Raw genomic sequence first — 22,683 nt, 5'->3', positions numbered from 1 at the left:
GGACGGCGGACACGTTGTCCACACTGGGGACAAGCCTGTGAGTGTTCACCGTCCCGTCATCCGCCGGCAGGGAACGGACTACTGCGTGTCCGCGCGGTCTGCTTGACTAGGGACATGCTCTCATCAAGGAACGCCGGCACCGAAGACCGGCACGAAGAACGGAACCCGATCACCGGTTCCCTCCAGACCACCTACCGTCCCACGTCGGACATGACCTCCTCAGGCCATCGGCCCGAGGGCAACGGCACCCGCAAGATGGTGTGCCTGGACGTGGACGGCACGCTCGTGAACCACGACGGCCACATGGACGACGAGGTGCGGGATGCCGCGCGTGCCGTCGTCGAGGCCGGCCACCACGTCCTCATCGCCACCGGTCGCTCGCTCGCGGCAACCCTGCCCATCATCCAGACCATCGGCCTGGAACAGGGGCACAGCGTCTGCAGCAACGGCGGAGTCACCCTGAGGCTGTCCACCGACCTCGAGGAGGGCTTCGAGGTCATCGACCGCAGGACCTTCGACCCGGCACCGGCACTCCGTTCCCTGCGCCACCGCCTGCCGAGCGCAAAGTACGCCATCGAAGATGATCGGGGACGCTTCCTGTCCACGGAGCGCTTCCAGGACATGAGCTTCGGTGTCCAGGCCGAGGGCGTGACCTTCGAGGAGTTGATGGAGGCCACCGCGGTGCGCCTCGTCGTGTTCTCCACGGATTCCTCAGCCGAGGAGTTCGGCGAGGCCGTCGAGTCGATCGGCCTGCAGGGGGTCACCTACTCCGTGGGCTGGTCCGCCTGGCTGGACATCGCCGCCGCCGGCGTCACCAAGGCCTCCGGACTGGAGGCGCTGCGCGACCATCTGGGTGTGCACATCGACAACACGGTGGCCGTCGGTGACGGCCGCAACGACATCGAGATGCTGGCGTGGGCCGGCCGCGGCGTGGCCATGGGCCAGGCCCCGCCAGAGGTCACCAAGGTCGCCGACGAGGTCACCGGGCACGTCGATGAGAATGGCGCCGCCGCCGTCCTGCGTTCCCTGCTGGACTGATCCTCAGCGGGACAGTTCCACCGCGTCCACGAGTGACAGCAGTCGCTCGGCTGCCGGGCGGCAGGCGTGTTCCTCGTTCCAGAAGGAGCGCTGCACCGCCTTGGAGACGGCCTGCACCGTGATCCCGAGCTCGGCGGCCACGGGCTTCTGCTGTCCCCGGACCCCCGGGACCAGCAGGTCGAGGACCGCCCACTCCGCGTCCGTGCGCGTCAGCACCAGCTGCCCCAGGAGCCGCAGCACGGCCTGCGCCTCCTCGGCCACGTCCGCGTCGGGGCCGTCCACGGCCACCGGGACCCGGACCGAGGTCCTGGCCGCCTCCTCCACCGCCCGCCGCGCGTAGACCAGGCCCGGCCCGCCGACGTCGTGGATCACCTGGGTGTCCGGCAGGGAGCCGCCACGCTCCGGATCGGCGGGCCCCACCGAGCCGACGCCGATGCCCACGTTCCAGCGCCGCTGGCGCAGGGCGCGCATCGCCGCGTCGACGGCGGACCGGGCGTCCGGCACGATGCCGATGGCCTCGTCGCCGAAGGAGCGCTGGAAGGGCACCACCGTGCTCACGGGCCGCAGCGATCGCACCAGTTCGCCGACCAGGTCCCCGACCTCCCGCGAATCACGCTGGTTGATCGTCAGGACGTAGTGAGGCATAGCCTCGATTCTGCCAGCAACCTGCGCCCCGGCCGGCAGCGCCACCTTCCCCATGGCAACTTCCCCTCACCACTTGCCGGGCTCCAGGTCCTTGTAGCGGGTGAAGAAGTGCTCGATCTCCTTCTTCAGCCACTCGTCGATGTCCTCAAGCTCCTGGATGTGGTCGAAGCGCTTGTCCTCCGGGACGCACAACAGCTTGGCGTCGCCGCCGCCGTCGTCGGTCATGTTGAACACGCCGATGGGTCGCGCCTCCACGATCACACCGGGGACCAGGTCGAAGCCGGGCAGGAACACCATGGCGTCCAGCGGGTCGCCGTCCTCGCCCAGCGTGTCCTCGAAGTACCCGTAGTGCGTGGGGTACTGCATGGACGTGAAGAGGATGCGGTCCAGGCGCAGGCGCCCGGACTCGTGGTCGAACTCGTACTTGACGCGGGATCCGGCCGGGATCTCGATGGTGACGTCATGGCTCATGGACGGTGCTCCTTGGCGCTGCTTCTTCGGTGGGCTTCGGTGGTCACCGCGCCGGATGGCGCTGCCAGGCGCGGCGTCTAGAATCAAGGGTATCCCGCGTCCCACCAGGAAAGCCCCACCGTGACCGAACCCCCTGCCCCACGCCGGCCCGGCCGCACGGCCCGGACGGACTCCCTGACGGGAAGAGTGGCGGCAGCGGCGCGAGTGACGCTGGTGGCTGCGGCGTCCACGCTGCTGGCCGGTTGCACCGTCATCCCGGTACCGGCGTCCTCCGGCACGGCGTCCGGTGCGGTCACCAGCACCAGCAGCAGCACCAGCAGCACGACGCCGGCCGGTTCCTCCCAGCCCGGCCATCCTTCCAGTCTGGCGCCGTCTCCCCTTTCCTCGGAGTCTGCCAGCACCGCCGAGTCTGCCAGCACGGCAGAACCGCTGGCGGCGGCCTCCGCGGCGGCCACCCTGACCGAGTTCCTGGACTTCCCGGACCTGACACCGCTGCTGGTCCCGAGCCCGGACCCAGAGGTCCTCGGACCCCTGCTGGCCGAAGCCCTGACGGTGCAGGACGGCTCGGTCTCCGCCGCGGTCCGGGACGGACTGACCGGGGAACTGCTCTACGACCAGGGGGCGGACACCGCCGTGGTACCGGCCTCGGCCGTCAAGGTCCTGACCGCGGTGGCCGCCCTGGAGGTCCTCGGACCGGACCACCGCTACACCACGGCGGCCGTGGGCGTGCCCGCGGGACCGGAGGGCACCGCCGTCGTGCTGGATGCCGGGGGAGACGTGATGCTGGGGACCGGCGCGAACGCCGAAGAGGCGAACGGCCGGGCCGGACTGGGAACGCTGGCGCTCAAGACGGCCGAGGCGCTCCAAGCCCAGGGCACCACGGGCACGGTGTCGGTCCACCTCGACGACTCCGGCTACGAGGGCCCCACGGCCTCGCCGGACTGGAGCAGTGACATCGTGTCCTCCGGCAACGCCTCCGCCGTGCAGCCGATGGCCACCTATGGAGGCCGGGCCGTGCCCAGCCGGGACACCGATCGCCTCCACGACCCGGCGCTGTATGCCGCCGAGGTGTTCCGGGACCAGCTGGCCGCCCACGCTCAGACTCTCGGGCTGGACATCACCCTCGCCGCGAAGACGAGCCGGGAACCGGTGTTGCCGGCTCCGACTGCACCGACCCCCGCCGAATCGTCGTCTTCCCCGGCATCCTCCCCGTCGTCTTCCCTGTCGGCGTCGCCATCGAGCTCGGCGGAACCGGAGCCCACGGGCACCGAGCTGGCGAGCGTGCAGTCCGCGCCGCTGGCCGAGCAGATGGCGTACATGCTCCAGACCTCGGACAACCAGGTCGCCGAGGCCACCGGTCGCAACCTGGCGCTCGCCGCCGGCGCCCCGGGCAGTTTCGCCGGTGCCGCGCAGACCATCGAGCAGACCCTGGCGGAGCTCGAGGTGGACACCACGGGGATGGCCCTGGTGGATGCCTCGGGACTGTCCGGCCAGAATCTGGTGTCCGCCGCCCAGCTGACCGCGGCCCTGCAGGTGGCGACGACGGCCCCGGACCTGGCGGCAGCCGCCACCGGCCTGCCCGTGGCCGGGGAGCAGGGCACCCTGGAGCAGCGCATGGCCGGGACCGATGCCGCGGGCAACGTGCAGGCGAAGACGGGAACGCTCAGCTCCGTCGCCTCGCTGACCGGCACGGTCCAGACCGAGGACGGCCGGACGCTGTTGTTCAGCTTCGTCGCCAACAACCAGCCGGGTGTCCTGACCAACGCCCGATTCGCCGTGGACCGCGGGGCCGTCGTCCTGGCCGGATGCGGCTGCCGCTAGGTTCGGGGTGCGGTCTCCCTGTGGTCTCCCTGCGGAGTTTTTCCGGGGGTCCAGCGACATCTTTGCCTTCGCAAACAATCGGCTAGGATGAGTCCCATGCCCTCGCCGGACACCGCTCAGCGTCTCGCCCAGCAGCAGACCATCTATGGAATCTCCCTGTCCGAGCGCTTCGGGGTCATCATGACCGCCTACGGACTCAGTCAACGCTCCCTGGCCCGGGTCCTGGGGCTCTCCGCGCCCATGCTGTCCCAGCTGATCAACGCGCAGCGCATCAAGATCGGCAATCCGGCGGTCTATGAACGCCTGGTCATGCTGGAGGAGCGCCAGGACGAGGCGGACCTGGCCCGGGTGCTGTCCGAGGTGGAGGCCTCGGAACCGGTGCTCACCACCCATGCCTCCCGGGCCCGGCAGGCCCGCTTCCTGACGCCCGACGCCGGCGCCGGTGCCCTCCCGGGTGGGGACCCCGCCGCCCCCCTGGGCGGGCTGGCCACGGCCGAGCAGCTCCGTGCCACGGCGCAGGCCGCCCGGGCCACCGGTGCCGCCGACCTCGCCGACGTCCTGGACCGGGCGGCCGCCCTGCGCGGCTGAGGAGCCAGTCCCCATCCCCCCTCCATTCCCGCACCCGCCGCAGCCCCCGGCCATCGCCGCCGTCGTCGCGATGCCCTGCGCGTCAGGCCCGCCGTGTGATGGGATGGGTCCATGGAATCCGCCCCCCGTCAGACCGTCCCCTCCCCGGTGAATTGGGACCTGGCCGCCGCCACCGCGGCCCGCCTGTGTGCCGCCGGACCGCGATTCACCCGTCACCAGGCCGAGCGTGAGGCCAACGGCCTGCGCCGGGCCGCCGAGGTGTCCGTGGACCACGTCCACCGGATCACGCGGCTGGACGCCGCGAAGGACCTGCGCGATTCCGAGGTGCTGGTGGTGGACCGCCCCACGTGGACGAAGGCCAATGTCCAGGCCTTCTCCACGCTGCTGGGGCCGGCCTTTGAACACGTCCAGTCGATCCGCCCGGACGAGTATGCCCGCGCCACCAGTGGACTGGGCACCGTCGCCACCGCCATGGAGGCCGGTGCCCTGCTGGCGTTCCTGTCCTCGAAAGTCCTCGGCCAGTACGAGCCGTTCTGTGCGTTGCCGGGGCCGGACGGGACACCCGCCGGGCCCGAGGGCGGCCGCCTGCTGCTGGTCGCCCCCAACATCGCCGAGGTCAGGGTGGAGCTCAACGTGGACCCGGAGGACTTCCGGCTCTGGGTCTGCCTGCACGAACAGACCCACCGCGTGCAGTTCGCCGCTGCCCCGTGGCTGCGCGAGCACCTGCAGTCGAACATCATGGCCCTGGTCGCCGGCATGTTCGAGAAGGCCGACACGCTGCCCGAGCGCCTCTCCGCCCGCGTCCGCGCCCTCGTGCAGGGGCCCGAGGCGGACCCGGCCTCCGTGGAACGGGGCCAGGGCTCGGCCGAGCTGGGCACGGACGAGCATCCCGCCTCCATGGGTCTGCTCGAGCTGATCCAGGACCCGGAGGACAAGAAGCGGCTCGCCCACCTCAACGCCGTGATGTCCCTGCTGGAGGGTCACGCCAACGTGGTGATGGACGCCATCGACTCCTCGGTGGTCCCCACCGTCAAGACCATCCGCCAGCGCTTCGACCACCGCGGCGCCACCCGCTCCTCCCTGGACCGCTGGATCCGCCGCTTCATGGGCATGGACGCCAAGATGCGCCAGTACCGGGAGGGCCAGCGCTTCGTGAAGCACGTGGTCCGGGAGCTCGGCATGGACGGCTTCAACGTGGTGTGGGAGGCCGCCGAGAACCTGCCTGGCGAGCAGGAGATCCAGCACCCGGAACAGTGGATCCAGCGCATTCGGGAGACGGGCTGAGCCCGGCACCGGACGGCCCGGCACCAGTCGGTCCGGAGACCTGTTCGACGCCGTCCGGTCCGGAGGTCTGGCCGCCCGCCTCCCGCTGGCCGGAGGTCCTCCACCGCGCCGTGCGGGCTGTCGGGGCGGCCGTCCAGGGCCGCCGGACACCCCTGGTCGGCCTCTCCGGCGGCGCGGACTCCCTCGCGCTCGCCGTGGCCACCGCGGAGGCGGTCCGAACCCGGGCGGACCCGGCGCTGGCCGGTGGTGCGGGCGCCGTCGTCGTGGATCACGGTCTCCAAGCGGGGTCCGCCGCCGTGGCAGACCGCGCCGCCGCCATCGCCCGGCGGCTGGGGCTCGAACCGGTGGTGATCGAGCGCGTCCAGGTCACCGCCACCGGCGCCGGACCCGAGGCCGAGGCCCGCCAATCCCGTCACGCCGCGCTCGAAGCCGCTGCCCAGCGCCTGGACTCCGGCGCCGTGCTCCTGGCGCACACCCGTGACGACCAGGCCGAACAGGTCCTGCTGGGCCTCGCCCGGGGATCCGGGACGCGGTCGCTGGCGGGGATCCCCCGCCGTCGCGGGCTGATCCTGCGTCCGCTGCTGGACCTGACGCGGCAGGAGACGGAGGCCATCTGCCGCTGGGCCGGCGTGCGCTGGTGGCAGGACCCAGCCAACGAGAATCCGGCTTATCTGCGCTCGCGAGTCCGCACGCGCGTGCTGCCGGCGCTTGAGGATCCGGAGGGGGGCCTGGGCCCCGGCCTGTCCGCGGCCCTGGCGCGCAGTGCGGACATCGCAGCCGAGGACGCGGATGCCCTCGAGCAGTGGGCGTCCCGTGAGTACGGCCGACTCGTGACGGACCGGTCCGGCGAGGTCGCCTCCGGTGCCCGGAGCCGTCTCGACATCACGGCGGACCGGGGCCCGAACGTGTCTCTGCCGCTGGGGGAGCTGGCGGCGCTGCCATCCGCGATCCGGTATCGGGTCATCGGCTCCGCCGTCGTCGCGGCGGGCGGTGAGCGGCCCAGCCGCGAACGCGTGCTGGCCGTGGACCGGTTGATCGCCGGCCGGTCCGAGGGGGGGACCTCGTCCGGGCCGGTGCAGTTGGCGGGCGGCGTGGTCTCCCGCCGTCGTCGTACCGGTGGGTATGCGACACTGGACTTCGACGCCGGAGCGGTCCTGGAATCCCCCGTGGACACCCCTGATCCCCCGGCGCCTTCCCGGTAGCGCAAACCACAGAAACCCGCAGCAGGAGCAGCCCGCATGGAAGCACAGGACGTGCACGGCGACCTGGATCATGTGCTCATGACCACAGAGCAGATCCAGGACACCATCAAGGATCTGGCAGCCCAGATCGACCGCGACTACGAGGGCAAGGACGTCCTCCTGGTGGCGGTGCTCAAGGGGGCGGTGATGGTCATGGCCGACCTCTCCCGCGCACTGCACTCACACGTCAGCCTGGACTTCATGGCCGTCTCCTCCTACGGCTCGGGGACCCAGTCCTCCGGTGTGGTGCGGATCCTCAAGGACCTGGACGCCGACCTCATGGGCCGCCACGTGCTCATCGTCGAGGACATCATCGACTCCGGCCTGACCCTGTCCTGGCTCAAGACCAACCTCGAGTCCCGCGGCCCCGCCTCGGTCGAGATCTGCGCGTTCCTGCGCAAGCCGGAGGCCATGAAGGTCGAGATCGACGTCAAGTATGTCGGCCAGGACATCCCCAATGAGTTCGTGGTCGGCTACGGCCTGGACTTCGACGAGAAGTACCGCAACCTGGACTTCATCGGGACCCTCGCCCCGCACGTCTATTCCTGACGCCGTTCCCGCCTGCGCCCGTAGCCATTCCACCGCCCGCGAACGGCGGACTCCCAGACCCCGGCCGTAGACTGTCCCCCGGTACCGTGAACGGGTACGGCCGTGCCCGGTGCCGGGAGCTCCGTTCCACACAGGGGCAACGGCCCCGTGCCGTACCGGGTGTGCACGCCGTGCCCACCGGAGCAGGTCAAGGTCAGGAGAGTTGTTGAAAGCCAAGAAGGTCTTCAAGGGCCCGATCATCTGGATCGTTTTGGCCGCCGTGTTCCTGATGCTGATCATCCCCGCGCTGACGCAGGGGTCCTCCGCCCGGGTGGACACCAACGTGGGCCTGGTGCTGCTCGAGGAGGACCGGGCCGCCCAGGCCAAGATCCAGGACGGTGAGCAGCGCGTCGACCTGACCCTGCGCGAGTCCTACTCCCAGGACGGCCGTGACCTCGGCACGGACGTCTACTTCTACTACTCGACGGCCCGCGCGGACAACGTGGTCGAGGCCATCGATGCCTCCGGTCTGGACGGCTTCACGGACGAGCCGGTGCAGAACAACTGGCTGCTGTCCATGCTGGGCTTCATCATCCCGTTCCTCCTCATCGGCCTGGTCTTCTGGTTCCTGATGTCCCGCATGCAGGGCGGCGGCGGCAAGGTCATGCAGTTCGGCAAGTCCAAGGCGAAACTGATCTCCAAGGACATGCCCCAGGTGACCTTCGTGGATGTGGCCGGCGCGGAGGAGGCCGTGGAGGAACTCCACGAGATCAAGGAATTCCTCTCCGAGCCCGCCAAGTTCCAGGCTGTCGGCGCCAAGATCCCCAAGGGCGTGCTGCTGTACGGCCCTCCCGGCACCGGCAAGACCCTGCTCGCCAAGGCCGTGGCCGGTGAGGCAGGGGTGCCCTTCTACTCGATCTCCGGATCCGACTTCGTCGAGATGTTCGTCGGCGTCGGCGCCTCGCGCGTGCGTGACCTGTTCGAGCAGGCCAAGAACAACTCCCCGGCCATCATCTTCGTGGACGAGATCGACGCCGTCGGCCGCCACCGCGGCGCCGGTGTGGGCGGCGGCAACGACGAACGTGAGCAGACCCTGAACCAGCTGCTGGTGGAGATGGACGGCTTCGACGCCACCACCAACGTCATCCTCATCGCGGCCACCAACCGGCCTGATGTCCTGGACCCCGCCCTGTTGCGCCCGGGCCGCTTCGACCGGCAGATCCCGGTGGAGGCCCCGGACCTGGAGGGCCGCCATCAGATCCTCTCGGTGCACGCCCAGGGCAAGCCCATGGCGCCCGGCACGGATCTGCGCTCCTTGGCCAAGCGCACCCCCGGCTTCACCGGTGCAGACCTGGCCAACGTCCTGAACGAGGCCGCCCTGCTCACCGCCCGCTCCAACGCGCAGCTCATCGACGACCGAGCCCTGGACGAGGCCGTCGACCGGGTCATGGCCGGACCGCAGAAGCGCTCGCGCCTGATGAAGGAGCACGAGCGCAAGGTCACCGCCTATCACGAGGGTGGGCACGCGCTGGTGGCGGCCGGACTGCGCAACTCGGCGCCCGTCACCAAGATCACGATCCTGCCGCGCGGACGCGCCCTCGGCTACACGATGGTGGTCCCGGAGGAGGACAAGTACTCCGTCACGCGCAACGAGCTCCTCGACCAGCTCGCCTATGCCATGGGCGGCCGGGTGGCCGAGGAGATCATCTTCCACGATCCGTCCACCGGTGCCTCCAACGACATCTCCAAGGCCACGGACACGGCCCGCAAGATGGTCCTCGAGTACGGCATGAGTGAGCGCGTGGGCGCCGTGAAACTCGGTTCCGGCAGCGGCGAGCCCTTCATGGGCCGGGATATGAGCAGCGGCCGCGAGTACTCCGAGCAGGTCGCCGGCCTGGTGGACACCGAGGTGCGCCAGCTCTTGGACCAGGCCCATGACGAGGCGTACTGGATCATCAACCAGAACCGGGAGATCCTGGACCGTCTCGCCTACGAGCTGCTGGCCAAGGAGACCCTCAACCAGGCCCAGATCGCCGAGATCTTCTCCGAGATCCGCCAGCGCGAGCCCCGCACCGTGTGGCTGTCCAGCGAGGACCGGCCGGTCTCGGACCAGCCACCGATCCTGTCCCCGGCCGAGCGCCGTGCCCTGGCGGAGAAGGCCGGATCGAACGGCCAGGGCGGTGGCGCCGGCCATGGAGGTTCTGCCGGACACGCCGATCCGGAGCAGGAGCCGCCCGTGGACCCCGAATCCTCCTCGGATTCGCTGAACCCCACGGTCGACCCCACCCCCGGCAGTCAGTTGCCCGGCGAGCCCGACGGCGGGACCGGCCGGCCCGGAGGACCTGCCGGTCCCACAGACCTGCCGCGCGCAGACCAGGCCTGACCGGTCCGCCAGCGGCCACCGCGTGGTGGCCCGGCCGCCGCACCGGTTCACCCACCGATAGGATCGGAATCGTGGAGCACATACAGAACACCCTGAGGGACGTGGACGTGGACGACGAGGCTGAGCTGGCCCCAGCCGGTGTGGACCGTCCGCGCATCGAGGCCGCCGTGCGAGAGATCCTCGAGGCGATCGGCGAGGATCCGGACCGGGAGGGCCTCCAGGACACCCCGAAGCGCGTGGCCAAGGCCTACGACGAGTTCTTCGCCGGCCTGAAGCAGGATCCCGGGAGCATCCTGGGGACCACCTTCGACATCGCGCATGAGGAACTCGTGCTGGTGAAGGACATCCCCTTCTACTCCACGTGCGAACACCACCTGGTGCCCTTCCACGGCACCGCCCATATCGGCTATATCCCCTCCCCGGAGGGGCTGGTCACCGGGCTGAGCAAGCTGGCACGGCTGGTCGAGGTCTTCGCCCGGCGTCCCCAGGTGCAGGAGCGGCTGACCACGCAGATCGTGGAGGCCCTCATGACCCACCTGACCCCCCGCGGGGCCATCGTGGTGATCGAGGCCGAGCACATGTGCATGTCCATGCGCGGGGTCCGCAAGCCCGGTGCCAAGACCGTGACCTCGGCCGTCCGCGGTCAGCTCCGCGACTCCTCCACCCGTTCCGAGGCCATGAGCCTGATCCTGCACGGTTGAGCTCGGCGCCACCGCGCCACCGCCTGCATCACTGACCTGCCGCGCGCCGCCGGCGCCACCGGCCACCGCGATGAAAGGACCACCGATGGACTCGATGGCAGCACAGACCGGAACCGGGCCCAACACGGGTCCCCTCTCGGTGGTCCGCAAGGTGCGCCGCCGGACCCTCCGCGACCTGCCGACGAACCGCACGCTGATCATGGGCGTCGTGAACGTCACCCACAACTCCTTCTCCGACGGCGGGCAGTACCTCGCCGCGGACGCCGCCATCGAGCAGGGGCTGCGCCTGCACTACGCCGGGGCTGACATCATCGACGTGGGCGGGGAGTCCACCCGCCCCGGGGCGGAGGCCATCGACCCGATCACCGAGCAGAACCGCATCCTGCCGGTGATCGAGGCCCTCGTGAAGGCCGGCGCCGTGGTGTCCGTGGACACCATGCACACCGTCACCGCCGAGGCCGCCCTCAAGATCGGGGAGGTCATCATCAACGATGTCTCCGGGCTGAATTACGAGCCCGAGATGCCCGAGCTGATCGCCCGCACGGGGGCGACGTACATCCTCATGCACAACCGTGGGGACTCCAAGACCATGGACTCCCTCGCGGACTACGGGGACGTGGTCGAAGACGTGGCCCGGGAACTGACCGAGCTGAAGGACGCGTTCCTGGCGGCCGGCGTGCAGCCTGAGCAGCTCATCCTGGACCCGGGACTGGGCTTCGCGAAGGCCGGCGCGCAGAACTGGGAGCTGCTCCAAGGCCTGGACCGCCTGCAGTCACTCGGATTCCCGGTCCTCGTGGCCGCCTCCCGCAAGCGCTTCCTCGGCACCCTGCTGGCCAACGATGCGGGCGCCGCGCCGGCGCCCGCGGACCGCGACCACGCCACCGCAGCGGTGTCCGCCCTCTCCGCCCTGCACCGGGTGTGGGGAGTGCGGGTCCACGAGATCGAGCCCAGCCTGCACGCGGTCAAGGCCGCCCAGGCCTGGCTGAACCCGGGTATCACCAGCACTCGCCGTCAGCAGGGCTGAGCCGTGGTTGAGAGCACTGGCGGCCGTCCGGCCGACCGCATCACCCTCACCGGGCTCACCGCTCGGGGATTCCACGGTTTCTTCGCCGAGGAGAAGCGGGACGGCCAGGACTTCACCACGGACGTGGTGGTGCACCTGGACGCGGCACCGGCCGCCGCCGGTGACGCCCTGGACCGCACCGTCAACTACGCCCAGGTCGCCGAGACCGTGCTCGGCGTGATCACGGGGGAGTCCCTCGACCTCATCGAGACTGTCGCCGACCGCATCGCGCAAGCGCTCCTCACCGAACAGCCCGTGGCCACCGCTGTCGAGGTGACCGTGCACAAACCGCACGCCCCCATCGAGGCGGACTTCGCCGACGTCGCGGTCACCGTCTTCCGGAGCCGGACGTGACCTCACTCGCCTCGCCCGCCGGCGGGTCCGGGCCTCACGGGCCGGACCTCGACCGCGTCCCGCACGCTCCGGTCCCGGCGGTGCTGGCCCTCGGCGCGAACCTGGGAGAGGCCGCCGCGACCCTCGCGGCGGCGGTCCGCCAGCTCGCCGAGACCCCGGGGATCGAGCTGACCGGGGTGTCTCCGGTGGCGATCACCCAGCCGGTGGGCGGCCCCCCGGGCCAGCCCGAGTACCTGAACCTCGTGGTGACCCTCACGACGCGCCTGTCCCCGCGTGCGCTGCTCGCCGCCGGCCAGCAGATCGAGAGCACGCACCACCGCACCCGTGAGGTGCGTTGGGGACCGCGCACCCTGGACATCGACGTGATCACCTACGCGGACCTGACCTCGGAGGATCCAGAACTGATCCTTCCCCACCCCCGGGCGCACCTGCGCGCGTTCGTGCTCACCCCGTGGTCCTGGGTGGACCCTGAGGCCACGCTCGGCGGCGCGCGCGTCGCGGACCTGGCCGCACAGGCGGACGACGCCGGCTCGGTGCGGCGGCTGCCCACCGGCACCGGGGGTCCGGCCTCGTGAACGGCATCCGTCCCCTGTGGCTGGCGCTGATCCTGGTCGTCTCCGGCGGTCTGGGTTGGGTGGCCGCGTTGCTCACGGCCGAGGCGGGTGTGGTCGCACCGGTGCTGGTGCGCTCCTCCACGATCACCCTCGGGTCCGTCGCCCTGCTGGTGCTGGTGCTCGGCATCCGCGTCCAGCGGGACAAGAGGCGCCCGCCCGCCGCGCGGATGAACCCGCTCGTCGCCACCCGGACCCTGGCCCTGGCGCAGGCCGGCGCCTACGCCGGATCGCTCATCGCCGGCTGGCACGGGGGTGTCCTCGTCCATCTGACCTCGGCCACCGGCTTCGGCACCCCCACCGTGAACGATGCCCTGTTGATGGTGGTCGGGGGACTGGTTCTGGTTATCGTGGGGTACATCGTGGAGCAATTCTGTCGCCTGCCCCCAGAAGACGGGGCGGACGGCACCACAGACGCAGACGGCCGTAAGGGCGAGGGGCACCGGGGACAGTCCGGACCCGCCTACGGCGCGGAGGGGGAAGGCGGATATGCCCGAACGAACGACTCATGATGTGGCTGGCCTCGAGCGGGTGCAGTGGACCCCGGTGTCCCCGAAGCTGGTCCCGGCCCATCTCATCTCCACCGGTCTCACCACGGTGATCATCACCGCGGTCCTGGCCGTCCCGCTGGTCCTGATGCTGGTGGACGTCTGGCCCGCCTATCCAGCCTGGCTGGCCTGGGGGCTGCCGGGGGTCGTGCTCGTCTGGGGCCTCGTGGACCTGGCCCTTGTCCCACGCCGTGTGCGCGCCATGGGCTACGCCGAGCGTGAGGATGATTTCGTGTTCAAGTCCGGGCTCTGGTTCCGCCGCGTGCTGGCCGTCCCCTATGGCCGCCTCCAGTACCTCGACATCAAGGAGGGTCCCGTGCAGCGGCGCTTCGGCATCCGCTCCCTGGAACTTCAGACTGCCTCCGCGGCCACCAACGCGACCATCGAGGGTATCCCGGCCGAGGACAGTGAACGGCTCCGCGACCAGCTCATGGCCCGCGGACAGGCACGTCTGGCCGGACTGTGACGGCGCCGGCGGAGCCGGCTCCCGGCGCGGGCAGACCGGAGGCGGCCGACGGCGCCTGGCACCGGGTCCATCCCATCAGCCCCTGGGTGCGGGGCTGGGTGATTCTCGTCGCCATGCTGTTCTTCGCCACCCAGTCCTTCGGCGAGGACATGGTCCGGTCGCTGGTCGGCCAGGGCGAGTTCCAGGCAGCCGAAGGCCTGTGGATCACCCTGGCCATCTACGGTGCCGTGTTCGTGGTCATGGTGATCATCTACTACTTCTCCTGGCGTTTCACGAAGTACCAGCTCGCCGACGAACAGGTTCTGCTGGACACCGGCGTGATCTTCCGGCAGCACCGGCGGGTGCGTTATGACCGCGTGCAGGCCGTGGACATCCGCCAGCCCCTGCTGGCTCGCATCTTCGGGCTCGCGGAACTGAAGTTCGAGGCGGCGGACGGCGGCAGCACGGCCATGCAGCTGGCCTTCATCAAGGAGGACGAGGCCCGCATCCTCCGCGCCGAGATCATGGGCCGCGCCGCCGGCATCCGTGCCGGGGCGGACCCCGAGGACGTCGCACGGCGGGGCGCCGTGGCGGCAGCGGTGGAGCCGGTGGGCCAGGGTGAGAACCAGGGCGATCGTCAGACCGACGATCCACGTGACGGCCTGGGTGAGGGTCTGGGCGAGAGCCAGCACCCGGCGACGGTCCAGCAGCCATCCCTGCCGGAGGCGCCCGAGCACATCATGCTCAAGGTTCCCGTGGGCCGGATGATCGGGTCGGTGCTGCTGTCCACGGCGATGATCGTGATGATCTCGATCATCGTCGTCCTGGTGCTGGGGGCCTGGATCCTGGACCTGACCGTCCCGCAGGACGGCGAGGACAGCTGGTGGCTGATCCTGTTGTTCGTCCTGCTGCCCTTCGTGTTCTCCCTGGTCGGCGTCGCGTGGGGCGGCTTCAACAAGGGCTACAACTTCACCGTGGCCACCTCACCGGACGGGCTGCGCCTGCGTTATGGCCTGCTCGAGACCTCCCAGCAGACCGTCCCGCCGGGCCGTGTCCAGGCGGTGCGCATCAGCCAGGGCCTGCTGTGGAGGGCCTTCGGCTGGTACAGGATGAGTGTCAATGTGGCGGGCTACGGAGCCGTGACCGAGGGCAGCGGCGCCGACAAGTCCACCGTGCTGCCCGTCGGGACCATCGAGGACGTCATGCGCGTGCTCTCCGTGGTGGCACCGGACCCGGGCGTGGAGGATGCTCCGGAGGTCATCCGTGCGGGGATCACCCGCAGCGGAGACGGGCAGGGCTTCACGCCGTCCCCGCGGCGGGTGTGGTGGCTGGACCCGCTGACCTGGCAGCGCAACGCCTACCGGTCCACGGACACCATGGTCCTGCTGCGCTCGGGCCGGCTCGAGCGCGACCTGGTCCTCATGCCGCACGAGCGGATCCAGTCCATCGGTCTGCACCAGGGACCGCTGGAGCGCCGTCTGCGGGTGGCCACCCTGCGGTTCCACTCCACCGCGGGCCCCGTGGTTCCGTCGCTGCCCCACGCGGATGCGGACGTCGCCGTCCGGCTGTTCCACGAGGAGGCGGACATCGCCGCCGTCTCGCGCCGCATGCGGGACCGCAACCAGTGGATGCGCCAGGACGAGCTGGCCCGCTTCGAGCAGCGCACGCAGCAGGTGATCGAGCAGTGAGCACCCAGCCCTGGGCCGCCGAGCCGCAGAACCGGCCGGGCCGGCTGGGCGTCGGCGTCATCGGGGCCGGCAAGGTCGGTGCCGTGCTGGGGGCCGCCCTGCGCAACGCCGGCCACGCGGTCACGGGCGTGCACGCCGTCTCCGAGGCCTCCCGCAGCCGGGCGGAGTCCTTGCTGCCCGAGGTGCCGGTGCTCGAGATCCCGGAGATCCTGCGCCGTTCCGAAATGGTGCTGCTGGCGGTCCCCGACGATGTCCTCCCGGACCTGGTCTCCGGGCTCGCCGGGGCCGGTCACTTCCAGACCGGGCACCTCGTGGTCCACACCTCGGGTGCGCACGGCGTCTCCGTGCTGGACCCGGTCCGGGCCTCGGGGGCGATCCCGCTCGCGATCCACCCCGCCATGTCCTTCACGGGTCTGACCCTGGACCTGGCCCGGCTGCAGGACTGCATGTTCGGGGTCACCGCGGACCCGATCGTGCTGCCGGTGGCCCAGGCCCTCGTGGTGGAGATGGGCGGGGAACCGGCCGTCATCGCCGAGGCGGACCGTGGGATCTACCATGCGGCGCTGGCGCACGCCTCGAACCACCTCGTCACCCTGACCTCACAGGCCGCGCAGGTCCTGGCCTCGATCGGGGTGGAGCAGACCGACCGGATGCTCTCCCCGCTGCTGAACGCCTCCCTCGAGAATGCCCTGGCCAACGGAGACGGGGCCCTCACCGGCCCGGTGGCCCGCGGTGACGTGGGCACGGTGCGCCGGCACCTGCAGGTGCTCGCCGCCGAGGGGATCCCGGCCGACGTCGGGCAGGCCTACCGAGCCATGGCCACGGCGACCGCACAACGCGCCCTGGCCCGGGGTGCGCTCTCGGAGGCAAGGGTGGCAGACCTGCTGGACCTCTTGGACCAGTAACCCCCGCCGGCCGCGCGCGGCGAGGGGTAGCGCCGGGATATCGAGTGGGGAGTTGTGGTGCCGGTTGGGGGGCCTATCGCCACGCTAACTGACGACTCGACGGGCAGCGCCCCGCCTGAACCTCCGTAGACTCGCACCGTGACCCCGCTCGACCGCGTTCCCGACCGCACCCCCGTCCCCCCTGGCACCGGCCTGACCCTGGAGGACACGGCCCGCCGGCCGGCCCCGGGCAGCGGTCACCTGCCCGCCGTGCACACCACCCGAGCGGCGTTCACGGCCGCGCTCGCGGAGAAGGTGCGGGCCGCCGTCGCCGCCGGGATTCCTGAGCCCACCGTGGGGCTGATCCCGACCATGGGCGCGCTGCACGGCGGCCATGCGGCCCTGGTTCGGCAGGCCCGCGGGGAGAACGACATCGTCATCGCCTCCGTGTTCGTCAATCCCCTCCAGTTCGGTGATCCCTCCGACCTGGAGAACTACCCGCGCACCCTCGAGGCGGACCGGACGATCCTGGGCGCCGAGGGCTGCGAGCTGGTCTTCGCCCCGGATCTGCAGGAGATGTACCCCGGCTACCCGGACGCGCCCATGGTCACCGTCACCGCGGGCCACATGGGCGAGGTCCTCGAGGGCGCCGCCAGACCGGGGCATTTCGACGGCGTCTGCACCGTCGTCGCGAAGCTTTGGCACGCCGCGACGCCACCGGCTCCGGCCCGGCTGCGCAGCTACTTCGGCCAGAAGGACGCCCAGCAGCTGGCGGTGCTGCGCCGGATGCGGGCGGACCTGGATTTCGACCTCGAGATCCGCCCGGTACCGCTGGTCCGCTCGCCGGAGGGTCTCGCGCTCTCCAGCCGGAACACCCGGCTGTCGCCGGCGGGACTGGAGGCGGCCCTGGTGCTGCACCGCGCCCTGGAGTCCCTGCGCCAGGCCGCCGACGCCGGCCGCCCCCTCGACCTCGCGGCGGCCCGTGCGCTGCTCCGGGCCGAGCCCCTGGCGGACCTGGACTATCTGGAGATCGTGGACCACTCGACCCTGGAGCCCCTGGGTGCCGAGCAGCTCGCCGCCCCGCTGGCACACGAGGCGCTGGCCCTGGTGGCAGCCACCGTTGAATCGGTCCGGCTCATCGACAACATGATCCTGCCGGCCACCGGGCGTGAACCCGGGGCACTGCGGGCTGGCCGGCGCTCCGTCTGACCGACCGGAGCGCCACCGCCCTTGAAAGTCAGGTGCCGGACGTGTTTAGGGTGCAGCATGACGATGAACGAGACCGCACACGGCGAGAAGAAGCAGACCGTCACCCGGACCATCGAGGCCCCGGCCAAGGACATCTTCCAGATCCTGACGCTGCCGGCCCGGCATCAGGAGTTCGACGGCTCCGACATGGTGCGCGCCGACGAGAAGTCCCAGCGCATCCAGCAGGTCGGAGACACGTTCGTGATGAACATGCACGCCGAGTCCCAGGGCGGCGACTACCAGCGTGAGAACCACGTGGTGGCCTATGACGAGAACAAACTGGTGGGCTGGAAGCCGGGTCCCGTCGGCGGGGAGCCGGGCGGCTGGCAGTGGGTGTACCAGTTGGAACCGGTGGACCAGGACACCACGGAGGTCACCTTGACCTATGACTGGTCCCACGTGACGGACCAGGAGTTACTGGCCAAGAACATCTTCCCCGCCATCAGCTCCGACCAGATGGACCAGTCCCTGGCCCGCCTGCAGTCGCTCGTCTGAGTCAGGGCACTTCGCCGCTAGGATCGGTGGACATGCCCGGCCCTTCCAAGGAGCATCCGTGACCGAAACCAGCCCATCCCGGCAGCCCAGCGCCCGCGAGGACCTCTACCGGCACGTCAACGGTGCCTGGCTGCAGTCCAACTCGATCCCCGCGGACCAGGGTGCCTATGGGGCGTTCATGGAGTTGCGGGACGCCTCGGAGCTGGCCGTGCGGCACATCGCGGAGGACGCGGCCGCGCACTTCTGGTCCGGCCCGGGCGCGGGGCGTGAGTCCGGCTCCTTCACCGCGGGGAATGACGAGGAGGGTGCGCGCCGCCGGATCGGAGCGCTCTACGCCTCCTTCATGGACGAGTCCGGAGTGGAGGAGCGCGGCCTCGAACCGATCGTCGCCGACCTCGCCCAGATCGAGGGCGTCTCCACCCCGGAAGAGCTCATCCACCTCTCCGGACAGCTGCAGCGTGCCGGCGTCAGCGGGCTGATCGGCACGGGCTCCCTCAACGACGCCGGCAACCCCGAGCGCATGCTGCTGCACCTGATCCAGGACGGCCTCGGGCTGCCGGACGAGTCCTACTATCGCGAGGAGAAGTTCGCGGAGCTGGTCACGGACTACCGCCAGCACGTGGACAACGTGTTCATGCTCGCCGGCATCGGCGGGGACCGGGATGAGGCCGAGCGGGACGCGGACCGGGTGGTGGACCTGGAGACCAAGATCGCCGCCGCCCACTGGGACGTCGTCAGGGTCCGTGACGCCGTGGCCCGGTATAACCTCCTGGACCGGGAGGCCCTGCTGGAGACCTTCCCGCTGGCCGACCGCTGGCTCGAGGGTGTCGGCGCCGCCGGGGGCCGCAGCGCCGAGGTCGTCGCCTGGCAGCCGGACTTCCTGGCCGCCATGCAGACGCTTCTCCTGGAGGAGGACCTGGGCACGTGGAAGCGGTGGCTGCAGCTCCAGCTGCTCCGGTCTGCCGCTCCCTACCTGACCGAGGCCTTCGTCAACGAGAACTTCGAGTTCTACGGCCGCAAGATCGCCGGCACCGAGGAGGTCCGGCCCCGCTGGAAGCGCGGCGTCGCCTTCGTGAACGGCTCCGTGGGAGAAGATGTCGGCCGGCTGTATGTGGCCAAGCACTTCCCGGCCGGCCACCAGGCCGCCATGGACGGCCTCATCTCCGCCCTCATCGAGGCCTACCGCCGGTCGATCAGCACCCTCGACTGGATGGGGGAGGACACCCGCCAGAAGGCCCTGGAAAAGCTGTCCATGTTCAAGCCCATGGTCGGGTTTCCCGTGAAGTGGATCGACTACTCGTCCCTGGCCGTGGACCCGGAGAACCTCATCGCCAACGTCCGGGCCGCCCACGCCTTCGAGTTCGAGCGCGACCTCGCCAAGATCGAGACGGGGCCGGACCCGGAGGAATGGCACATGACCCCGCAGACGGTCAACGCCTACTACTCCCCGCTGGAGAACGCGATCGTGTTCCCCGCCGCCATCCTCCAGCCCCCGTTCTTCGACCCGAACCGTCTGGCAGCGGAGAACTTCGGGGCCATCGGCGCGGTCATCGGCCATGAGATCGGCCACGGCTTCGACGACCAGGGCTCCCAGTACGCCGGCGACGGCTCCCTGCAGAACTGGTGGACCGACGCCGACCGCACGGCCTTCGAGGAACGCACCGCCCAGCTCGTCGGCCAGTACGAGGTGCTGAGCCCCGCCGAGGCCCCCGAGTACCACGTCAACGGCGAACTCACGCTCGGCGAGAACATCGGCGACCTCGGCGGACTCGGCATCGCCTCCCAGGCGCTGGGCATCTGGCGCGAGGAGAACCCCGGTGAGGGCAGCGCGGGTGGCACCGACGGTGACCGTGAGGGGTCCGGCTCAGACGGCCTCCCGAACACCGACGGGCCCGCCGAGTTGGCCGACGCCGATGAGGCCTCCCGCGAGCAGGACCGGGCGTTCTTCGCCTCCTGGTCCGAGTGCTGGCGCCAGCTGACCCGCACGGAGACCGCGATCACGCGCATCACCTCGGACCCGCACTCGCCCAACGAGTTCCGCTGCAACCAGGTGGTGAAGAACCTGGACGCCTTCCACGAGGCCTACGCCACCGAACCCGGTGATGCGATGTGGCTGGATCCGGAGGATCGCGTCACCATCTGGTGACGCGGGCGGCACTGTAGCGGCAGTTGGTCTCCCGCCGGGGGCACGTAGACTGGATGACCGTGAGCACGGACAATCCCACCAGCACCACCGACCAGCGCCAGGTGCGCCATGACAAGCGCGCCGAGATGCTGGCCTCCGGGCGCGAGGCGTACCCGGTCACCGTCGGGCGCACCCACTCCCTGCAGCAGGTCCGTGAGGCCTACCCCGGCCTCGAGCCCGGCACGGAGACCGGAGACACGGTCGGTGTTGCCGGCCGCGTGGTGTTCCTGCGGAACACCGGCAAGCTCTGCTTCGCCACGCTTCAAGAGGGGGGAGTGGGCGACGACGGCGGCGAGGGCGTCCGCCTGCAGGTCATGGTCTCTTTGGCGAACGTCGGCGAGGACTCCCTCGCGGACTGGAAGCGCCTCGTGGATCTCGGCGACCACCTGGCCGTGAGCGGCGAGGTCATCGCCTCGCGTCGCGGCGAGCTGTCCATCATGGCCGACTCCTGGCAGATGGCCTCCAAGGCCCTGCGGCCCTTGCCCGTGCTGCATGCCGAACTCAACGAGGAGACTCGCGTCCGCCAGCGCTACGCGGACCTGATCGTGCGGCCCGAGGCCCGGAAGATGGTGCACACCCGGGCGGCCATCATCCGTTCCATCCGCACCACCCTGGAAGCGCGCGACTACGTGGAGGTCGAGACCCCGATCCTGCAGCTCGTGCACGGCGGCGCGCATGCCCGCCCATTCGAGACGCACCTCAATGCCTTCGGCCAGGACATGACCCTGCGCATCGCCACGGAGCTCTACCTGAAGCGGACTGTCGTGGGCGGCATCGACCGGGTCTTCGAGATCGGCCGCGTCTTCCGCAACGAGGGCGTGGACTCCACGCACTCGCCCGAGTTCACCATGCTGGAGTCCTACGAGGCCTGGGCGGACATGTACGTCATGGCGGACCGCATGAAGGAGATGATCCTGAACGCCGCCGATGCCGTGGGCGCAGGTCGTCTCATCGAGACCCCCCAGGGCGAGATCGACCTGAGTGGAGACTGGGCCTGGATCGAGGTCTACCCCGGACTGTCCGAGGCGGTGGGCCAGGAGATCACCCCGGAGACCGCCGTCGAGGAATTGCGATCGGTCGCCGAGAAGCACGAGGTGAGGTTCGATCCCTTCTGGGACGCCGAGAAGATGGTTCTCGAGCTGTTCGGCGAGATCGTTGAGCCGACCCTGATCAATCCAACGTTCGTCTACAACTACCCGCCCGCCGCGCAGCCGCTGGCCCGCCCGCACCGGGACCAGCCCGGGGTCATCGAGGCCTGGGACCTGATCATCGGAGGCATGGAGCGGGGCACTGCCTTCTCCGAGCTGATCGATCCGGTCATCCAGCGCGAACGGCTCGTGGAGCAATCCCGGGCCTCAGCCGCCGGTGACGACGAGGCCATGCAGTTCGACGAGGACTTCCTGAGGGCACTGGAGTACGGGGCGCCGCCCATGGGTGGTATCGGCCTCGGCATCGACCGGCTCGTCATGCTCTTCACCGGCGCCGGTATCAGGGAGACGATCCTGTTCCCGCTGCTCAAGCCGGAGGCCCCGGGGAGCGGTCACTGATGGCAGATTTCTGGGATTACTTCTCCGTCCTGGCTCCCTCCGTGGGTCTCGCCCTGATCTTCTGGCTCGTCATGCGTTCCGTGTTCCGAGTGGACACCGGAGAGCGCCAGGCCAAGGCGGAGCTCGAGGAACGCGAGGCGCAGGAGTGGGCCCGCCAGCGTGCTGAGCAGGGCTCGGCGGCGGACCGAAAAACGGATACCCCCTAGAACAACTCCCTTCTCGGGTCGGTGGAACGCGAATATGTCACTCCTTGATCCATGAATGCCACGCCACGTCAGGGTGAAAGACGTGGATGAGGATCTTTGCTGTCCGGAAACATCACGCATTCCGATCCTGTGAGTTGGCATGGAATAGCCGGCCGTAAGCCCCTCTGAGTTGAAGGTTTCTTATCCTCTCCGCAATACTCGGTATTCGGATCAAAATCAGTGGATCAGATTCCAGATTGCCGAGGCATTGTCCGCGAATCACTGCGGCCGGTTGAACGGAAGCTGGAGTGGCAGAAGCAGAACACCTAGGGGGAGTCTTGGCACAGAAAGTGGAAGTGGTCTTGGTTGACGATCTGGACGGAACACCGGCCGAAGAAACCGTTCAATTCTCCTTGGACGGTCGTCACTATGAAATCGACCTGTCGGTGGAGCACGCCAAGGAATTGCGGACGACCCTGAAGGGGTACATCCGCAAGGCCCGCGCCGTGGCCCCGCCGGCTCCCGCCAATGAAGCGGCGAAGATCCGCGAATGGGCGGCGGACAACGGCTACGAGGTCTCCCGCCGGGGGCGGTTGCACCGCGACATCGTCGAGGCGTACCGGAACGCGAAGAAGTAGCCGGTGGCGCGGCAGGGCGAACCGCTCAGCGTCCGCCCCCGCGCTTCACCCAGGCGCCTTCGGGCGGCTGTTCTCCCAGTGGCGAACAGCCG

Annotated in this window: 22 protein-coding genes and 1 pseudogene; 21 read left to right on the top strand and 2 right to left on the bottom strand. The window is 70.0% G+C overall.

Annotated elements, in window-relative coordinates; all coding sequences use genetic code 11:
* Nucleotides 1–210 precede the first annotated feature (210 nt).
* A complete protein-coding gene (locus RUH65_RS03605) occupies nucleotides 211–1,038 on the top strand; it encodes an HAD family hydrolase (RefSeq protein WP_313815858.1) in 828 nt (275 codons plus the stop codon).
* Between the two features lie 3 nt (nucleotides 1,039–1,041).
* Here the strand turns inward: RUH65_RS03605 and RUH65_RS03600 are convergent, their stop codons facing one another.
* Nucleotides 1,042–1,683, bottom strand: coding sequence for a hypothetical protein (locus tag RUH65_RS03600; protein ID WP_313815833.1), 642 nt, complete (start codon nucleotides 1,681–1,683; stop codon nucleotides 1,042–1,044).
* A gap of 69 nt (nucleotides 1,684–1,752) precedes the next feature.
* Nucleotides 1,753–2,154, bottom strand: a pseudogene (locus tag RUH65_RS03595) (inorganic diphosphatase); the annotation flags it as partial.
* 120 nt (nucleotides 2,155–2,274) lie between these two features.
* Here RUH65_RS03595 and dacB point away from each other — a divergent pair.
* The 20 genes from dacB (at nucleotide 2,275) to RUH65_RS03495 (ending at nucleotide 22,591) form a co-directional block, all read left to right on the top strand.
* Complete coding sequence (gene dacB / locus RUH65_RS03590) at nucleotides 2,275–3,975, top strand: D-alanyl-D-alanine carboxypeptidase/D-alanyl-D-alanine-endopeptidase (protein WP_313815832.1); 1,701 nt, start codon at nucleotides 2,275–2,277, stop codon at nucleotides 3,973–3,975.
* A 96-nt stretch (nucleotides 3,976–4,071) separates the two neighbouring features.
* Nucleotides 4,072–4,563 carry a DNA-binding protein gene (locus RUH65_RS03585; protein WP_313815831.1) on the top strand — a complete coding sequence of 164 codons (492 nt, stop codon included), beginning with the start codon at nucleotides 4,072–4,074 and terminating at the stop codon, nucleotides 4,561–4,563.
* A gap of 111 nt (nucleotides 4,564–4,674) precedes the next feature.
* The gene (locus tag RUH65_RS03580; protein WP_313815830.1) at nucleotides 4,675–5,847 is read left to right on the top strand and encodes a zinc-dependent metalloprotease; all 1,173 of its coding nucleotides are present in this window, start codon (nucleotides 4,675–4,677) and stop codon (nucleotides 5,845–5,847) included.
* Nucleotides 5,848–5,957: 110 nt separating this feature from the next.
* Complete coding sequence (gene tilS / locus RUH65_RS03575; protein ID WP_313815829.1) at nucleotides 5,958–7,049, top strand: tRNA lysidine(34) synthetase TilS; 1,092 nt, start codon at nucleotides 5,958–5,960, stop codon at nucleotides 7,047–7,049.
* A gap of 36 nt (nucleotides 7,050–7,085) precedes the next feature.
* A complete protein-coding gene (hpt, locus tag RUH65_RS03570) occupies nucleotides 7,086–7,637 on the top strand; it encodes a hypoxanthine phosphoribosyltransferase (RefSeq protein ID WP_313815828.1) in 552 nt (183 codons plus the stop codon).
* 205 nt (nucleotides 7,638–7,842) lie between these two features.
* Complete coding sequence (ftsH, locus tag RUH65_RS03565) at nucleotides 7,843–9,999, top strand: ATP-dependent zinc metalloprotease FtsH (RefSeq protein WP_313815827.1); 2,157 nt, start codon at nucleotides 7,843–7,845, stop codon at nucleotides 9,997–9,999.
* Between the two features lie 80 nt (nucleotides 10,000–10,079).
* Entirely contained in the window at nucleotides 10,080–10,700 is a 621-nt protein-coding gene (gene folE / locus RUH65_RS03560) for a GTP cyclohydrolase I FolE (protein ID WP_313815857.1), read from the top strand.
* An 85-nt stretch (nucleotides 10,701–10,785) separates the two neighbouring features.
* Entirely contained in the window at nucleotides 10,786–11,724 is a 939-nt protein-coding gene (folP, locus tag RUH65_RS03555) for a dihydropteroate synthase (protein ID WP_313815826.1), read from the top strand.
* A 3-nt stretch (nucleotides 11,725–11,727) separates the two neighbouring features.
* The gene (gene folB / locus RUH65_RS03550) at nucleotides 11,728–12,117 is read left to right on the top strand and encodes a dihydroneopterin aldolase (protein WP_313815825.1); all 390 of its coding nucleotides are present in this window, start codon (nucleotides 11,728–11,730) and stop codon (nucleotides 12,115–12,117) included.
* Nucleotides 12,114–12,692 (top strand): 2-amino-4-hydroxy-6-hydroxymethyldihydropteridine diphosphokinase, encoded by a 579-nt coding sequence (folK, locus tag RUH65_RS03545; RefSeq protein WP_313815824.1) that lies wholly within the window; start codon nucleotides 12,114–12,116, stop codon nucleotides 12,690–12,692. Before folB ends, folK begins: the two co-directional genes overlap by 4 nt.
* Nucleotides 12,689–13,240, top strand: a complete 552-nt coding sequence (locus tag RUH65_RS03540) for a DUF3180 domain-containing protein (RefSeq protein ID WP_313815823.1) — start codon at nucleotides 12,689–12,691, stop codon at nucleotides 13,238–13,240. The genes folK and RUH65_RS03540 overlap by 4 nt, the downstream gene beginning before the upstream one ends.
* Nucleotides 13,218–13,742 carry a PH domain-containing protein gene (locus tag RUH65_RS03535; RefSeq protein WP_313815822.1) on the top strand — a complete coding sequence of 175 codons (525 nt, stop codon included), beginning with the start codon at nucleotides 13,218–13,220 and terminating at the stop codon, nucleotides 13,740–13,742. The genes RUH65_RS03540 and RUH65_RS03535 overlap by 23 nt, the downstream gene beginning before the upstream one ends.
* Nucleotides 13,739–15,409, top strand: coding sequence for a PH domain-containing protein (locus RUH65_RS03530; protein ID WP_313815821.1), 1,671 nt, complete (start codon nucleotides 13,739–13,741; stop codon nucleotides 15,407–15,409). Before RUH65_RS03535 ends, RUH65_RS03530 begins: the two co-directional genes overlap by 4 nt.
* On the top strand, nucleotides 15,406–16,314 hold the full coding sequence (locus RUH65_RS03525) for a DUF2520 domain-containing protein (RefSeq protein WP_313815820.1): 909 nt from the start codon (nucleotides 15,406–15,408) through the stop codon (nucleotides 16,312–16,314). Before RUH65_RS03530 ends, RUH65_RS03525 begins: the two co-directional genes overlap by 4 nt.
* Before the next feature lie 138 nt (nucleotides 16,315–16,452).
* A complete protein-coding gene (gene panC, locus RUH65_RS03520) occupies nucleotides 16,453–17,502 on the top strand; it encodes a pantoate--beta-alanine ligase (protein ID WP_313815819.1) in 1,050 nt (349 codons plus the stop codon).
* A gap of 63 nt (nucleotides 17,503–17,565) precedes the next feature.
* On the top strand, nucleotides 17,566–18,036 hold the full coding sequence (locus RUH65_RS03515; protein WP_396179544.1) for an SRPBCC family protein: 471 nt from the start codon (nucleotides 17,566–17,568) through the stop codon (nucleotides 18,034–18,036).
* Between the two features lie 58 nt (nucleotides 18,037–18,094).
* Nucleotides 18,095–20,182: a M13-type metalloendopeptidase gene (locus RUH65_RS03510; protein WP_313815817.1), complete on the top strand. Its 2,088-nt coding sequence runs from the start codon at nucleotides 18,095–18,097 to the stop codon at nucleotides 20,180–20,182.
* 53 nt (nucleotides 20,183–20,235) lie between these two features.
* Nucleotides 20,236–21,768: a lysine--tRNA ligase gene (lysS, locus tag RUH65_RS03505; protein ID WP_396179529.1), complete on the top strand. Its 1,533-nt coding sequence runs from the start codon at nucleotides 20,236–20,238 to the stop codon at nucleotides 21,766–21,768.
* Nucleotides 21,768–21,974: a hypothetical protein gene (locus tag RUH65_RS03500; protein WP_313815815.1), complete on the top strand. Its 207-nt coding sequence runs from the start codon at nucleotides 21,768–21,770 to the stop codon at nucleotides 21,972–21,974. The genes lysS and RUH65_RS03500 overlap by 1 nt, the downstream gene beginning before the upstream one ends.
* Nucleotides 21,975–22,291: 317 nt before the next feature.
* The gene (locus RUH65_RS03495) at nucleotides 22,292–22,591 is read left to right on the top strand and encodes an Lsr2 family protein (RefSeq protein ID WP_313815814.1); all 300 of its coding nucleotides are present in this window, start codon (nucleotides 22,292–22,294) and stop codon (nucleotides 22,589–22,591) included.
* The last annotated feature ends 92 nt before the right edge of the window (nucleotides 22,592–22,683 follow it).

The sequence above is a fragment of the Citricoccus sp. genome, from assembly GCF_032154715.1.
Lineage (GTDB): Bacteria > Actinomycetota > Actinomycetes > Actinomycetales > Micrococcaceae > Citricoccus.
This window is presented reverse-complemented; position numbering and strand designations above follow the sequence as displayed.